We start from the raw sequence: 14,619 nt of genomic DNA on the forward strand, positions 1-14,619 counted from the left end.
AGGTGGCGACATGCCGCACGTGCTCGACACCCGCACCCGGACCGAGGAGCTGATGCACGCCTCGTGGCGACTCATCGACGAGGGCGGCACGGCCGCGGTGACCCTCCGCCGTCTGGGCGACGAGGTCGGGATCGCACCATCGTCGATCGTCCACCAGCTGACCAACCGGGAGCGGCTGATCCGGGTCCTCGCGGTGATGACCAACGACGAGCACCTCGCCCGGACACAGGTCCGCTCGCTCGCTGAGGGCTGGGCGGGCTTCCTCCCACGGGACGAGGAGGACCTCCTCGTGCTCCGGGCCTGGCTCGCCTGGAGCGAGCTCGGGCGAGCCGACCGTGAGCTCGGCGACGTGCTCGACGTGCGGCACGCCCGCGAGCGCTCCGTGGTGACCGGCCGGCTCCAGCGCCAGCTGGACCACGAGCCGACCGACGCGCTCGTCGAGTCCGTGCTGGCCCTCGTGCGCGGCCTCCAGCTCGCGGTGACCCTCCGGCCGGGCGGGCTGGACCCAGAGCTCGCGCGCACGGCCCTGGTCGAGGGCGTCCCTCAGCTGACGGCAGCGGCCGCGGCCTCCCGCAGCGAGGAGACCATGGCGTCGGGGTCGTCGGCGGAGTAGACGGCCGAGCCCGCGACGAAGACGTCGGCGCCGGCCTCCGCGCAGCGGCCGATGGTCTCGAGCGAGACGCCGCCGTCGACCTGGAGCCAGGTCTCGACACCGTGGGCGTCGAGCAGCGCGCGGGTGCGGCGGATCTTGGGCAGGACCAGGTCGAGGAACTTCTGCCCGCCGAAGCCCGGCTCGACGGTCATCAGCAGCACCATGTCGAGCTCGGGCAGCAGGTCGGCGTAGGGCTCGATCGGCGTCGCGGGTCGCAGCGCCATCGACGCCCGGGCGCCGTGCGCACGGACCTCGCGGGCCAGCCGGACCGGCGCTCGAGCGGCCTCGACGTGGAAGGTGACCGAGCCGCAGCCGGCCTCGACGTACGCCACGGCGTTGCGGTCGGGGTCCTCGATCATCAGGTGGGCGTCGAGCGGGGTGTCCGTGCTGCGCGCCAGCGCCTCGACCATCGTCGGGCCGAAGGTGAGGTTCGGGACGAAGTGGTTGTCCATGACGTCGACGTGGACCCAGTCCGCGCCGGGGATCCGCGCCACCTCCGCCCCGAGGTTCGCGAAGTCGGCGTTGAGGATGCTCGGCGTGATCTGGAGGTGGTCCACGGGCCGTCAGTCTAGGGAGCGCGCTGACCGCGGAGCAGGTCAGGCCAGCTCGAGCAGGTCCTGCTCGTCGAGGACGTCCAGCGACAGCGTGCGGTAGCCGACCGACTCGAACAGCACCGTGACCCGGTCGTCCTCGACGTCGGTGACGACGCCGGGCCCGAACTCGGTGTGCACGACGTCGCTCTGGACGGGGTACGCCGCGTCCTGCTCGACGGCCGGGTCCTCCGCGACGCCGTCGCGGCAGTTGTCGCAGCGGCCGCAGCGCTGCTCCGCCTGCTCCCCGAAGTAGCCCTGGAGGTACGCCGCGCGGCACCGGTCGGTCTCGGCGTAGCCTCGCATCATGTCGACCCGCGAGCGCTCGAGCCGGCGGTGGGACTCGGCCACCTCGACCACCGCGGCGACGGCGTCGTCCGGCGCATTGGCCTCCGGGCGGGTCTCGTGGACCAGCGTCAGCAGGTTGAGGATCCGGCCCGTCTTGCGCGGCCCGAAGCCGGACGCCTCGGCGACGTCCTTCGGCTCGATGCCGACCTCCCCGGCGGCCCGGAGCACGGCGTGGACGTCCTTGGGCTTGGGCACACCGCCGGAGAAGAACCGGCCCAGGGCGAGGTCCTCGGCCCGGTAGACCAGCGTGGCGGTCGCCGGCTCGCCGTCGCGGCCGGCCCGGCCGACCTCCTGGTAGTAGGTGTCGGGCGACTCGGGGATCTGCGCGTGCACCACGAACCGCACGTCGGGCTTGTCGATGCCCATGCCGAAGGCGGAGGTCGCCACCACGACGTCGACCTCGTCGGCCATGAACGCCTCGTGGGTCTCCTCGCGGCGTCGGTGGCCGAGGCCGGCGTGGTAGACCGCCGTGCGCCGGCCCGCCTCGGCCAGCGCGGCGGCGTACTCCTCGGCCTTGGGACGGGTGCGGCAGTAGACGATGCCCGACCCCTCGGCCGCGGCGACCAGCTCGACCACCGCGCGGAGCTGGTCGGTCTCCTCGTTGACGCGGACCACCTCGAGGGCGAGGTTGTCGCGGGCGAACCCGGTCAGGACGGTCCGCGGGTCGCGCAGGTCGAGCCGGTCGACGATGTCCTCCTGCACCGGAGGCGCGGCGGTGGCGGTCATCGCGACCACGCGGGGCGGCGCGCCGTGCTCGTCGACCAGGTCGGCGAGGAGGTCGCCGAGGCGGAAGTAGTCGGGCCGGAAGTCGTGGCCCCACGCCGAGACGCAGTGCGCCTCGTCGACGGCGACCAGCCGGATGCCGGCGGCGCCGATCGCGGCGCGGACCTCGTCGTTGGCCAGCTGCTCGGGCGAGCAGAAGAGGAAGTCCACCTCGCCGGCGCTCGCCCGCTCGACGACCTCGCGCTTCTCCGCCTCCGACTCCGCCGAGCTGAGCCGGCAGGCGCTGAGCCCGCCCGGGGCCGAGCGGATGCTCTCGACCTGGTCCTGCTGGAGCGCCAGCAGCGGCGAGACGACGAGCGTGCAGCCCTCGGTGAGCACCCCGGCGACCTGGTAGACCAGCGACTTGCCCGAGCCGGTCGGCGAGACGAGCAGCACGTCGTGGCCGTCGAGCAGCGCCGTCATCGCCTCGGCCTGGCCGCCGAGCAGGTGCTCGTGGCCGAAGACCTCGCGGGCGGCCTTCTCGACCCTGGTCAGGAGCTGCTGTCGCGAGGTCACCGCGAGCCGTTACCCACCCCGCTCCCCTCGGACCTCACCCCTGCGGGGGACGCTCACTCCTCGTCGGGGTCCGCAGGCGGCTCGGCGCCCTCCGCCTCGTCGCGCTCGGCCCACGCCAGCAGCGGCGCGATGTCCCAGGGGTGGTCGTCGATGTCGGCGTGCAGGTCGCCGAGCTCGGCGAAGCGCTGCGGCACGGTGAAGATCGTGAAGTCGCGCGGGTCCACGTCGGCGACCTCGTCCCAGCGGATCGGGGTGGAGACGCGGGCGTCGGGCAGGCCGCGGACGGAGTACGCCGCCGCGATGGTGTGGTCGCGGGCGTTCTGGTTGTAGTCGACGAAGACCGTCGCGGGGTCCCGGTCCTTGCGCCACCAGGTCAGGTCGACGTCGTCGGGCGCGCGCCGCTCGACCTCGCGGGCGAAGGCCAGCGCGGCACGGCGCACCTCCTTGAACCCGTGGTCGGGCCGGATCCGGACGTAGACGTGGATGCCCTTGCTGCCGCTCGTCTTCGGGTAGCCGGTCACCCCGAGCTCGTCGAGCACCTCGTGGACGACGCCGGCCACGCGACGTACCCGGTCGAAGTCGCAGTCCGGCCCGGGGTCGAGGTCGATGCGCCACTCGTCGGGCTTCTCGGTGTCGGCGCGCCGGCTGTTCCACGGGTGGAACTCGACCGTCGACATCTGCACCGCCCAGATGACGCTCGCCAGCTCGGTGACGCAGAGCTCGTCGGCGGTGCGGTTCCAGCGCGGGAAGTGCAGCCGCACCGTCTCCACCCACGGCGGTGCGCCGTTCGGTAGCCGCTTCTGGTGCACCTTCTCCCCCGCGAGGCCCTTGGGGAAGCGGTGCAGCATGCAGGGCCGCTCCTCCAGCGCGTTGACGATGCCGGGGCCGACGGCGAGGTAGTACTCGACCAGGTCGAGCTTGGTCGCTCCCGACTCGGGGAAGTACACGCGGTCCGGGTTGCTCACCCGCACGACGCGGTCGTCGACCTCGATCTCGACGGACGGGGACTTCGACGCGGCCACGCGTCCACCGTAGTGGCCCGTACGGTGAGGCCCGTGCGCCTCGACCAACCGCCCGTGGTCCGCGTGTCCGTGCCGCGGCAGGGCCGGGCGGAGAAGCTGCCGCTGCGCCGGTGGCCGATGACCGTGCCGGCCGTCGAGCACGTCGTGCGGCGCGGGCTCGACCTCGACCCGGGGGTGACGTTCCTCGTCGGCGAGAACGGTTCGGGCAAGTCGACGATCGTCGAGGCGGTGGCCGAGGCCTACGGGCTGTCCCCCGAGGGCGGCACCCGCAACTCCCACCACTCCACCCGGGTGACCGAGTCGCCGCTGGGCGCGGCACTCACGCTCCAGCGGGGCCTGGGCGCAGGCCGGTGGGGGTTCTTCCTGCGCGCGGAGACCATGCACGGCTGGTACACGCACCAGGAGCAGTACGGCGGCCCCTCGCTGCACGAGATGAGCCACGGGGAGTCGTTCCTTGAGGTGCTCCGGACCCGCTTCGACTCCGCCGGGTTCTACTGCCTCGACGAGCCCGAGGCGGCGCTGTCGTTCTCCTCGACCCTGGGCCTGGTCGCCGCGTTGGACGAGGTCGTGGCGAAGGGCGGGCAGGTGCTGTGCGCGACGCACTCTCCCGTGCTGGCCGCGATGCCGGGCGCGACGATCCTGGAGGCCGGCCCGTGGGGCCTGCGCCCGGCCCGGTGGGAGGAGCTGGACCTGGTGCAGCACTGGCGCGCGTACCTCGCCGACCCCGGGCGCTACCTCCGGCACGTCGTGGGCGGCGCCTGAGCGCTCACTCCTGCTCGGTGCCGCCTCCCCCGTGGGCGCCATGATGTGCTCGGCGGGGCCGGTGCGGTCGGTGCGCCTCGCGAGCAGCCGGTCGCGGTCGTCGGGTGCCAGGTCGGCCCGCTCGGCGGACTCGACCACCAGCCCCAGCTGCTCCTCGGCCCTCTGCCTCTCAGCCGCGGCGCAGCAGCGCCAGGAACATCGCGTCGGTGCCGTGGCGGTGCGGCCACAGCTGCAGGGTGCCAGCCACCGGGCCGGCGCAGTCCGGCACGTGCGGCAGCAGACCGCCGGCGTCCTCGAGACGTACGTCGCCGCGCGACCCCAGCACCGCCTCGACCACCTCCGCGGTCTCGGCCAGCACCGGCGAGCAGGTCGCGTAGAGCACCACACCGCCGGGCCGCACCAGGCCCAGCGCCGAGCCGACCAGGGCACGCTGGAGCTCCACCAGGTCGGCGAGGTCCTGGGGCCGGCGTCGCCAGCGGGCCTCCGGCCGGCGGCGCAGCGCCCCCAGTCCGGTGCACGGCGCGTCGACGAGGACGCGGTCGAAGGTGCCCTCGCGGAACGGCGGGCGAGTGCCGTCCGCGGTCAGGACACCGGCGACCCCGTCGGCACCCCGGAGGTTGCGCGCCACCAGGCGGGCCCGGTGCTGCTGACGCTCGCCGGCGACGAGCCGCGCACCGCGCCCGGCCGCGAGCGCAGCGAGGAGCGCGGACTTCCCGCCCGGGCCGGCGCACAGGTCGAGCCACTGCTCGTCGCGGCCCTCGAGCGGGGCTGCGGCGGCCGCCTCGGCGACGAGCTGCGAGCCCTCGTCCTGCACCCCGGCGCGGCCCTCGGCGACAGCCGGCACCGCGCCGGGGTCACCGGACTCCAGCACCACGCCGTAGGGCGACCACGGGGTCGGCTCGCCCGGGAGCTCCTCGCGGGTGGCCCGGCCCGGGCGGGCGACCAGGGTGACCCGCGGCGGCTCGTTGTCGGCGGCCAGCAGGGCGTCGAGCTCGTCGGGTCCCACCGCGCGGCGCAGCTCGTCGACCACCCAGCGCGGGTGGCTCGCGGCGATCGCGGCGTGGCCCGTCGGGTCGGTCCCGCGGTCCGGCGCGACCCGGTCGACCCAGGCGTCGAGGTCGTGGGCGGTCACCTTGCGCAGCACGGCGTTGGCGAAGCCGGCCGCCCCCGGCCCGACCTTGCTGCGGACCAGGTCGACGGTCGTGCTGATCGCCGCGTGGGCGGGCACGCGCATCGAGAGCAGCTGGTGCGTCCCGAGCCGCAGCGCGTCGAGCACCTTCGCCTCGACCTTCGCCAGCGACCGGTCGACGCACGCGGCCAGCACGGCGTCGTACGTCGCCTGGCGGCGGATCGTGCCCGACACCAGCTCGGTGACGAACGCTGCGTCGCGGCCGGCCAGCCCGTGCTCGGCCAGCACCGAGAGGAGCACGAGGTTGGTGTACGCGTCGTCGACGCGCACCGCCTTGAGCACCTCCCACGCCGCCAGGCGCGGGACGTCGACCTTCGGCCTCGGCTTCGGCTTCTGCTTCGACCGCGGGGCGGGGCGGCGCCGGTCAGCCATCGGAGTCCCCGTCGAGGTGTGCCAGGTGCTCGCGGACCAGCCGCTTCGGAGCCCGGGCGGCCCAGGCCTCGATGATGACCTCGCGCAGCTCCTCGACGTCGAGCTCGCCGAGCCGGGACTGCGAGACCAGCACCGCGCTGCTGCGGCGGAAGTGGTCGATCGTGAAGAACGGCGTCGACGGGTCGGCGACCAGCGCCTCCTTGGCGTCCGTCGTCGGCGTGGTGATCACCAGCAGGTCGTCGTAGGGCTCCCCGGTCGCGGGGTCCACCGCGTGGTGGTCCGGCGCGCGGAAGAGCAGGAAGCCGCGGCCGCGGACCAGGTACGTCGGCCGGTCGCCCCACGACGTACCCAGCTCGACCTCCGGCAGCGACCGGCAGATCGCGTCGACGTCGGCGGGTGTCGCGGGGCGGCCCATGGCTCAGGCACCGAGCCGGGTGCCCGACTCCAGACGTACGCCGCGGGCCCAGTCGGCCGCGCCCATCTGCTTCTTGCCGAAGGCCTTGACCTCGCCGAGCCGGACCGCGTCGGTGCCGGTGCCGACGAGCACGGCGTTCTTGCGGACCTCGAGCACGCCGGGCTCGAGCCGGGTGCCCTCCTCGATCGTCACCGGACCGACCTTGAGCCGCTCGCCCTCGTGGGTCGACCAGGCGCCCGGGCCGGGCGTGCAGGCGCGGATGCGCCGGTCGACGGCGACCGCGGGCTCGGACCAGTCGACCTCGGCGTCCTCGACGAGGATCTTCGGAGCGATGCTGACGCCGTCCTCGGGCTGCTCGCGGGCGACGAGCGAGCCGTCCTCGATGCCGTCCAGGGTGGCGACGAGCAGCCCGGCGCCGCCCTCGGCGAGGCGACCGAGCAGGTCGCCGGCGGTGTCGGTGGGACGGATCCGCTCGGTCATCACGCCGAACGTCGGGCCCGCGTCCATCGCCTTGACGATGCGGAACGTCGTCGCGCCGGTGACCTCGTCGCCGGCCCAGATGGCGTGCTGCACGGGGGCCGCGCCGCGCCACGCGGGCAGGCAGGAGAAGTGCAGGTTGACCCAGCCGTGCGGCGGGATGTCGAGGGCCGACTGCGGCAGGAGGGCGCCGTACGCCACGACCGGGCAGCAGTCCGGGCGCAGCGCCTTCAGCTGCTCCTGGAACTCCGGGTCACGCGGGTGGTCGGGCTTGAGCACCGGCACGCCGAGCTCCTCCGCACGCTGGGCGACCGGGCTGGCGACCAGCTTGCGGCCGCGGCCCGCCGGGGCGTCGGGGCGGGTGACCACACCGACCAGCTCGTGGCCGGAGTCGGCGATGGCGTTCAGGGAGGGCACGGCGACCTCGGGGGTGCCGGCGAAGACGAGGCGCATGGACTAGAAACCGAAACCGTTCGTGGGATGGGGGCTGATCTTGACCTGGGGCTTCTCGAGCCCGAACCACTCGGACTCGCGGATCTCCTTCATCGCCGCCTTGCGCGCGGCCTGGTCGAGCCGGTCGATGAAGAGAACGCCGTCGAGGTGGTCGGTCTCGTGCTGGATGGCGCGTGCGAGCAGCTCCGAGCCGTGGATCGTCAGCGGCTCGCCGTGCATGTCGAACCCCTGCGCCACCACCGACATCGCGCGACGACACTCGTAGGTGAGCTCCGGGAGCGACAAGCAGCCCTCGAGGCCGTCCTGGACCTCCTCGGACAGCTCCAGCGTCGGGTTGACCAGGTGGCCGACCTCGCCGTCGACGTACCAGGTGAAGACCCGCAGCCCGACGCCGATCTGCGGCGCCGCGAGGCCCGCACCCGGTGCGTCGAGCATGGTGTCGGTGAGGTCCGAGACCAGCTGGCGCAGCTCCTTGTCGAAGTCGACGACCTCCACCGCGGGCTTGCGCAGCACCGGGTCCCCGAAGAGTCGGATCGGCTGGATGGCCACGGTTCTCCTGGAGGTCGGTCGTCGTGCGGGGCAGCGGTCCACTCTAGTGGGCCGCCCGGGTAGCCACGGCAGCGCCGGTCGTGTGCCCCAGCACGCGCGCGCTCGCGTCCTCGGGCACACGACCCCCGATCCCGGGCGGCCCCACGGCGGTCGTGTGCCTGGGAACGCACCGGACCGCGTCGCCAGGCACACGACCCGGGCAGCGGGTCCGGGAGCGGGCGTCGGGGCAGGCGCCGGCACGGACTACAACGACGGCGGGTCGACCTGGATCCGGACGGCGTCGAGCTTGCGGGCGGAGCGGACGCGCTGCAGCTCGCCGAGAGCCCGCCCCAGCGCGGGACCGTGCGCCCGGGGGACGCGGACGACGGCGCGGACCTCGGGCTCGTCCTGCTCGCCGAGCGAGGTGGGGACCGGTCCCAGCACCTCGCCGACCTCCGGCAGGCTCAGCAGGGTCAGCGCGTCGTCGACGGCGCCGGGCTCGCCCGTGATCGTCGCCAGCCGGCTCGCCGGCGGCAGGTGGGCCTCCTGGCGCTCGACGGTCTCCCGGGCCGCGAAGCCGCCGGGGTCCCACCGCACGAGAGCCTGCACGGCCGGGTGCGCCGGGTCGCCGACGACGAGCGCCCGACCGCCGGTGCGCACCAGCCCGACCGCGTCGCACCAGCGCCGCAGCGCCTCCTCGTCGGTGCGCAGGTCGGTGCGGCCCAGCAGCAGCCACGCGTCCAGCAGCACGACCGCCGCGTAGCCGCCCTCCGCGACCGGTTCCGCGCCCGGCGTCGCCACGACGACCCCCGGCCGAGCGTCCACCGTGGCCAGCACCCGGTCCCGCGAGCTGGTGAGCACCCGCACGCGCGGCAGCGCCCGGCCGATCTCCTCGGCGGTCCTCGCGTCGCCGATGACCGGCGCGCGCAGCCCGCGGTGGCCGCACTCGCCGCACGCCCACGCCGGCACCTCCGTCCCGCACCAGCGGCAGGCCGGCGGCGTGGTCGGCCCCGTCAGGGCGAGCGGGCCCCGGCACACGTCGCACCGCGCCGGCGTCCGGCAGCGCTCGCAGGCCAGCGCGGCGACGTACCCGAGCCGGGGGTTCTGCACCAGCACCGGTCCGTCTGCCACCGCCTCGCGGATCGCCTCGAGCGCCTGGTGCGGCAGCCGCGCCGCGCGGGCGAGGGGGTCCCGCCGCAGGTCGAGCTCGCTGGCACCCGCGACGACCACGCGCACCCGCTCACGCACGACCGGGCGCGGGGCGGCGAGCTCGTGGGCCCAGCCGGTGCGCAGGAGGTACTCCGCCTCGACGCTGCGCGCGAACCCCGCGACCAGCGCCGCCGCGCCCTCCCGCTCGGCGCGGAGCAGGAGCGTCTCCCGGGTGTGGGGGTACGGCGCCCGCGGCTCGGCGTGCAGGTCGTCACCGTCGTCCCACACGACCACGTGGCCGAGGTCGTGGACGGGCGCGAAGGCGGCGGCCCGCGTCCCGACGACGATCCGCCGGGCCCCGCGGCTGACGGCCAGGAAGTCGCGGTAGCGCCGGGCCGGCCCCGCGTCCGCGGTCAGCGTGACGTGGTGGTCGCCACCGAGCAGGTCGGTCAGCGCCCGGTCGACCCGGTCGACGTCCTTGCCGTCGGGCAGGCAGATGAGCGTCCCGCGCCCCGACCGGCGCGTCGCGGCGGCCGCCTCGGCCAGCCGGCGCGGCCAGTCCTCCCCCGGCGCGACCGACCACACGGCGCGGGGGGCGCCGCCGCCGGCGAGGTGGGAGAGGTACGCCGCCGCGTGCTCGTAGGTGGCCCAGCCGGCGGCCTCGTCCGGGCGGGCCGCGGGAACCGGCGGCTCCGCCGGGGACGGCTCCTTCTCGGTGGTCGCGTGCCGCGGCGGGACCGCCAGCCGGAGCACGTCGGAGCGGCTCCCGGCGTACCGCTCGGCCACCGCGGCGACCAGGCCGGCCACCGCCGGGCTCAGGACCGGCTCGTCGCTCACCACGCGGCGGAGCGGGGCGAGCCGGCCGGTGTGGTCGGAGGTGGCGGCGCGCTCGACGAGGTAGCCGTCGACGTCCTGCCCCGCGAACCGCACCTTGACCCGGACGCCCGGTCGCGCCGCGTCCGCCATCGACGCCGGCACGGCGTAGTCGAAGGGGCGGTCGAGGTGCGCCAGCGCCACGTCGACCAGGACCCGCGCCACCGGGTCGACCTCGGCGACCTCCGCCTCCGCCGCCTTGCGGGCGCGGGTCGCCCGCGCCTTGGCCTGCGACTCCTTCACGCTCGCCCGCACGCTCTGCCACTCATGGGCGGGCAGCAGCTCGGGCTGCTCCTCCGGTCCGCTCACGAGCCGAAGTCTCCCAGCGACCACCGACGGTGGGGTCGGCAGGTTTCGAGACAGGCGCTGCGCGCCTTCCTGCTCGACCAGCAGGACACACCGCCGCGCCCCGCTGGTCGAGCAGGCGAGCGCCAGCGAGCCGTGTCGAGACCCGGTGACCGTGGTTGCGGCCCTGCGTCTCTCACCGGGTTTCGACACGGTCGGCGCTGGGGCGCCTCCCTGCTCAACCAGCGGGACTCAGCGCTGGGGCGCCTCCCTGCTCAACCAGCGGGCGTCGGGCCTGGCGGCCCTCCCTGATCGACCAGCGGGGACGCTCAGACGCCCGCGGCGGCCTTGAGGGCGTCGGCGCGGTCGGTGCGCTCCCAGGTGAACTCGGGGAGCTCGCGGCCGAAGTGGCCGTAGGCGGCGGTCTTGGCGTAGATCGGGCGCAGGAGGTCGAGGTCGCGCAGGATCGCGGCGGGGCGCAGGTCGAAGACCTCCAGGACGGCCTTCTGGATCTCCTCGTCGGAGACGACGCCGGTGCCGAAGGTCTGCACGAAGACGCCGACCGGCTGGGCCTTGCCGATCGCGTAGGCGACCTGGACCTCGCAACGGCGGGCGAGGCCGGCGGCGACGACGTTCTTGGCGACCCAGCGCATGGCGTAGGCGGCGGAGCGGTCGACCTTCGACGGGTCCTTGCCGGAGAAGGCGCCGCCGCCGTGGCGGGCCATGCCGCCGTAGGTGTCGACGATGATCTTGCGGCCGGTCAGGCCGGCGTCGCCCATGGGGCCGCCGACGACGAAGCGACCGGTGGGGTTGACCAGCAGCCGGTAGTCGTCGGAGGGGATGTCGAAGGTCGCGAGGACCGGGTCGATGACGTTCTGCTTGATCTCGATCTCGAGCTTGGCGAGGTCGGTCTCCTCGGAGTGCTGCGTGGACAGCACGACGGTGTCGACGCGGACGGGGCGGTCGTCGGCGTCGTACTCGATGGTGACCTGGGTCTTGCCGTCGGGGCGCAGGTTGTCCATGACGCCGGTCTTGCGGACCTCGGTGAGCCGTTCGGAGAGGCGCTGCGCGATGACGATCGGGAGCGGCATGAGCACCTGGGTGTCGTCGCAGGCGTAGCCGAACATCAGGCCCTGGTCGCCGGCGCCGCGGCGGTCCAGCTCGTCCTCGGAGGTGCCGACGCGCGACTCGTGGCCGTGGTCGACCCCCTGGGCGATGTCCGCGGACTGGCCGCCGATGGCGACCTGCACGCCGCAGGTGGTGCCGTCGAAGCCCTTCTCGGAGGAGTCGTAGCCAATGTCGAGGATCGCCTCGCGGACCAGCTCGGCCACGGGGGCGTAGGCGTTGGTGCGGACCTCGCCGGCCACGACGACGAGGCCGGTGGTCAGGAGGGTCTCCACGGCGACGCGGAGGTTCTCCTTGTCACCGTCGTTGGCCATCAGGTAGTCGAGCACCGTGTCGCTGATGCGGTCGGCGATCTTGTCCGGGTGTCCCTCGGTCACGGACTCGGAGGTGAAGAGTCGTCCGGCCACGGTGCAGCTCCTGTCGTTCGGGGTCGGTGCTCACCCTAGGACGCGTCCCGAGAGGTGGGACGGGCGTCTCAGTGCGAGTCGCTCAATCCTGCAACCTGCGGACGACTTCGTCCCAAATGGCGTGGGCCAGCGCCGACTTCGACCCGCGCGGCACGTCGGTCGCGGTGCCGTCGGCGCCGAGGATGACCGCCTCGTTCTCGGGACTGCCGAAGACCGCTCCCCCGCTGACGTCGTTGACGACGAGCAGGTCGCAGCCCTTGCGCGCGAGCTTGGCGCGCGCCAGGTCGAGCACCGAGCCGGTGTCGTCGCCGGTCTCGGCGGCGAAGCCGACCACGACCGTGTCCGGCCGGGGCCGGGTGGTGCTGATCTCGTGGAGCACGTCGGGGTTCTGCACCAGCTCGATGGCCGGCGCGGAGCCGTCGGCGGCCTTCTTCATCTTCGCGTCGCTGTACGTCGCCGGGCGGAAGTCCGCCGGCGCGGCCGCCATCACCACGGCGTCGGCCGAGGCCGCGGCGGGGACGACGACGTCGCGCAGCTGGGCGATGGTCTCCACCCGCACGACCTTCACCCCGGCCGGGTCGGGCAGGTTGGCGTTCGCGGCGACGAGGGTGACCTCCGCGCCCCGCGCCGCCGCTGCCCGCGCGAGCGCGAAGCCCTGGAGCCCGGACGAGCGGTTGCCCAGGAAGCGGACGGGGTCGAGGTACTCGCGCGTGCCGCCGGCCGAGACCACCACGTGGCGCCCGGCGAGGTCCTGCACACCTGCGCCGCCTCCGGCCGCGCTGCGGGCGAGCACCTGCGTGCACAGCTCGAAGATCTCCGCCGGCTCGGGCAGCCGGCCCTTGCCGGTGTCCTTGCCGGTCAGCCGGCCCTCGGCCGGCTCGATGACCAGCACGCCCCGCTCGCGCAGGGTCGCGACGTTCGCCTGCGTCGCCGGGTGCTCCCACATCTCGGTGTGCATCGCCGGCGCGAGCACCACGGGGCAGCGCGCGGTGAGCAGCGTGTTGGTGAGCAGGTCGTCGGCGAGGCCGTGCGCAGCCCGCGCGATCGTGTCTGCGGTGGCCGGTGCGACGACGACGAGGTCGGCGGACTGGCCCAGCCGCACGTGCGGCACCCGGTGCACGTCGGTCCACACGTCGGTGGCCACCGGCCTGCCCGACAGCGCCGCCCAGGTGGGGGCGCCGACGAACTCCAGCGCGGAATCCGTGGGCACGACGGTCACGTCGTGCCCCGACTCGGTGAGCCGGCGCAGCAGCTCACAGGCCTTGTACGCCGCGATCCCGCCGGTCACCCCGAGGACGACAACGGGCCGCGTCCCCGTCGGGGGCGCGGCCTCGTGGTCGGAGCTGGTGCTCAGTGGGTCACTCGCCGGGGGTGAACGACGCGTCGATGGCGGCGGCCTTGGCGGCGGCCTCCTCGGCGGCGAGCTCGGCGGGGTCGACGTCCTCGCAGGTCAGCAGGTCCTCGTTGATCTCGCGCAGCGCGATCGAGAGGGGCTTCTCCTGGACGTGGGTGTCCACGAGCGGGCCGACGTACTCCAGCAGGCCCTCGCCGAGCTGGGAGTAGTAGGCGTTGATCTGCCGGGCGCGCTTGGCGCTGTAGAGGACCAGCTTGTACTTGCTGTCGGTCTTGGTGAGCAGGTCGTCGATCGAGGGGTTGGTGACACCCTGAGCGTCGATGTTGGGGGCAGACACGCGTGAAGCCTCACTGATCGGTGGAAGGAGTGCCCGACGGGCGCAGCAGGCGCGGAGCGCGCAGCGCGGATCAGTCGAGCGTCATCAAGGCTACCAACTGGTCCGCGGCAGCGTGAACTTCGTGGTTGACGATCGTCCGGTCGAACTCCGACTCCGCCTCGAGCTCGGCGCGGGCGGTGGTGAGGCGGCGCTCGCGCTCCTCCTCGGTCTCCGTGCCGCGGCCGACGAGCCGGCGCACCAGCTCCTCCCACGACGGCGGCTTGAGGAAGACGAAGAGCGCTTCGGGCATCGTCCGACGCACCTGTCGCGCGCCCTGCAGGTCGATCTCGAGCATCGCGGGGCGGCCCGAGGCCAGCGCGAGGTCGACCGGCTGCCGGGGCGTGCCGTACCGCGCGGCCTTGTGGACGACCGCCCACTCCAGCAGGTCGTCTTCGGCGACCATCCGGTCGAACTCCTCGTCGGAGACGAACCAGTAGTGCACGCCGTTGACCTCGCCGGGGCGCGGCGGACGGGTGGTCGCGGAGACCGAGATCCAGACCTCGGGGTGGTGCTCGCGGATGTGCGCGGCGACCGTGCCCTTGCCGACGGCCGTGGGGCCGGCGAGGACGACGAGACGGGAGCGGCGCTCGGGCTCGGTCACGCCTGACCGCGCGAGCCGAACTCCTTCTCGAGCGCGGCGACCTGCTTGGTCCCGAGCCCGCGGACGCGCCTGCTCTCGGCGATGCCGAGGCGCTCCATCACCTGCCGCGCCCGCACCTTGCCCAGGCCGGGCATCGACTGGAGCAGGTCGACGACGCGCATCTTGCCGACGACCTCGTTCTCCTGGCCCTCGCGGAGCACGTCGACGATCGAGGCACCCGAGTTCTTCAGCCGGTTCTTGATCTCGGCCCGCTCCCGGCGGGACGCGGCTGCCTTCTCGAGGGCCGCCTGGCGTTGTTCCGGCGTGAGGGGCGGGAGCGCCACGGGGCATGTCCTTTGGGTCGAGCTACGGAGGGCAGGGTCA

General features: G+C 74.3%; 15 protein-coding genes. 2 read left to right on the top strand and 13 right to left on the bottom strand.

The annotated features are described in order from the left end of the window. The first annotated feature begins 10 nt into the window (after nucleotides 1-10). A complete protein-coding gene (locus G6553_RS02475; RefSeq protein WP_166188874.1) occupies nucleotides 11-613 on the top strand; it encodes a TetR family transcriptional regulator C-terminal domain-containing protein in 603 nt (200 codons plus the stop codon). Here G6553_RS02475 and rpe read toward each other — a convergent pair. Genes rpe through ligD form a run of 3 tightly spaced genes read right to left on the bottom strand, consistent with a single transcriptional unit; the run spans nucleotide 544 to nucleotide 3,890 of the window. Next, nucleotides 544-1,209 carry a ribulose-phosphate 3-epimerase gene (gene rpe, locus G6553_RS02480; RefSeq protein ID WP_166188876.1) on the bottom strand — a complete coding sequence of 222 codons (666 nt, stop codon included), beginning with the start codon at nucleotides 1,207-1,209 and terminating at the stop codon, nucleotides 544-546. The two genes, G6553_RS02475 and rpe, sit on opposite strands and share 70 nt — an antisense overlap. Nucleotides 1,210-1,248: 39 nt before the next feature. Beyond that, the gene (locus G6553_RS02485; RefSeq protein WP_207619268.1) at nucleotides 1,249-2,868 is read right to left on the bottom strand and encodes a RecQ family ATP-dependent DNA helicase; all 1,620 of its coding nucleotides are present in this window, start codon (nucleotides 2,866-2,868) and stop codon (nucleotides 1,249-1,251) included. A gap of 53 nt (nucleotides 2,869-2,921) precedes the next feature. After that, nucleotides 2,922-3,890 (bottom strand): non-homologous end-joining DNA ligase, encoded by a 969-nt coding sequence (gene ligD / locus G6553_RS02490; RefSeq protein WP_166188878.1) that lies wholly within the window; start codon nucleotides 3,888-3,890, stop codon nucleotides 2,922-2,924. 33 nt (nucleotides 3,891-3,923) lie between these two features. Here ligD and G6553_RS02495 point away from each other — a divergent pair, with 33 nt between their 5' ends. Further along, nucleotides 3,924-4,652, top strand: a complete 729-nt coding sequence (locus G6553_RS02495) for an AAA family ATPase (protein WP_347565450.1) — start codon at nucleotides 3,924-3,926, stop codon at nucleotides 4,650-4,652. Between the two features lie 169 nt (nucleotides 4,653-4,821). Here G6553_RS02495 and G6553_RS02500 read toward each other — a convergent pair whose 3' ends face one another. The 10 genes from G6553_RS02500 to mihF all read right to left on the bottom strand — a co-directional run bounded on the left by G6553_RS02500 (nucleotide 4,822) and on the right by mihF (nucleotide 14,579). Further along, entirely contained in the window at nucleotides 4,822-6,213 is a 1,392-nt protein-coding gene (locus G6553_RS02500; RefSeq protein ID WP_166188880.1) for a transcription antitermination factor NusB, read from the bottom strand. Continuing rightward, nucleotides 6,206-6,628 (bottom strand): MmcQ/YjbR family DNA-binding protein, encoded by a 423-nt coding sequence (locus G6553_RS02505; RefSeq protein ID WP_166188881.1) that lies wholly within the window; start codon nucleotides 6,626-6,628, stop codon nucleotides 6,206-6,208. Before G6553_RS02505 ends, G6553_RS02500 begins: the two co-directional genes overlap by 8 nt. 3 nt (nucleotides 6,629-6,631) lie before the next feature. Next, entirely contained in the window at nucleotides 6,632-7,558 is a 927-nt protein-coding gene (gene fmt / locus G6553_RS02510; RefSeq protein WP_166188883.1) for a methionyl-tRNA formyltransferase, read from the bottom strand. 3 nt (nucleotides 7,559-7,561) lie between these two features. Continuing rightward, a complete protein-coding gene (def, locus tag G6553_RS02515; protein ID WP_166188885.1) occupies nucleotides 7,562-8,107 on the bottom strand; it encodes a peptide deformylase in 546 nt (181 codons plus the stop codon). A 243-nt stretch (nucleotides 8,108-8,350) separates the two neighbouring features. Beyond that, nucleotides 8,351-10,417 carry a primosomal protein N' gene (locus tag G6553_RS02520; protein ID WP_166188886.1) on the bottom strand — a complete coding sequence of 689 codons (2,067 nt, stop codon included), beginning with the start codon at nucleotides 10,415-10,417 and terminating at the stop codon, nucleotides 8,351-8,353. Nucleotides 10,418-10,722: 305 nt separating this feature from the next. Further along, nucleotides 10,723-11,925, bottom strand: coding sequence for a methionine adenosyltransferase (gene metK, locus G6553_RS02525; protein ID WP_166188888.1), 1,203 nt, complete (start codon nucleotides 11,923-11,925; stop codon nucleotides 10,723-10,725). Between the two features lie 82 nt (nucleotides 11,926-12,007). Next, on the bottom strand, nucleotides 12,008-13,213 hold the full coding sequence (coaBC, locus tag G6553_RS02530) for a bifunctional phosphopantothenoylcysteine decarboxylase/phosphopantothenate--cysteine ligase CoaBC (RefSeq protein WP_347565451.1): 1,206 nt from the start codon (nucleotides 13,211-13,213) through the stop codon (nucleotides 12,008-12,010). Between the two features lie 70 nt (nucleotides 13,214-13,283). Continuing rightward, complete coding sequence (gene rpoZ, locus G6553_RS02535) at nucleotides 13,284-13,616, bottom strand: DNA-directed RNA polymerase subunit omega (protein ID WP_166188889.1); 333 nt, start codon at nucleotides 13,614-13,616, stop codon at nucleotides 13,284-13,286. Nucleotides 13,617-13,686: 70 nt separating this feature from the next. Then, nucleotides 13,687-14,256: a guanylate kinase gene (gene gmk / locus G6553_RS02540; protein ID WP_166188891.1), complete on the bottom strand. Its 570-nt coding sequence runs from the start codon at nucleotides 14,254-14,256 to the stop codon at nucleotides 13,687-13,689. Next, nucleotides 14,253-14,579, bottom strand: coding sequence for an integration host factor, actinobacterial type (gene mihF / locus G6553_RS02545; RefSeq protein WP_166188893.1), 327 nt, complete (start codon nucleotides 14,577-14,579; stop codon nucleotides 14,253-14,255). Before mihF ends, gmk begins: the two co-directional genes overlap by 4 nt. Between the last annotated feature and the right edge of the window lie 40 nt (nucleotides 14,580-14,619).

Source organism: Nocardioides sp. IC4_145, assembly GCF_011250565.1.
Taxonomy (GTDB): domain Bacteria; phylum Actinomycetota; class Actinomycetes; order Propionibacteriales; family Nocardioidaceae; genus Nocardioides.

Excerpts from the sequence above, each read along its gene's own strand:
- G6553_RS02475 (WP_166188874.1), top strand. The coding sequence starts at position 11 with ATGCCGCACGTGCTCGACACCCGCACCCGGACCGAGGAGCTGATGCAC.
- G6553_RS02500 (WP_166188880.1), bottom strand. The coding sequence starts at position 6,213 with ATGGCTGACCGGCGCCGCCCCGCCCCGCGGTCGAAGCAGAAGCCGAAG.
- G6553_RS02505 (WP_166188881.1), bottom strand. The coding sequence starts at position 6,628 with ATGGGCCGCCCCGCGACACCCGCCGACGTCGACGCGATCTGCCGGTCG.
- fmt (WP_166188883.1), bottom strand. The coding sequence starts at position 7,558 with ATGCGCCTCGTCTTCGCCGGCACCCCCGAGGTCGCCGTGCCCTCCCTG.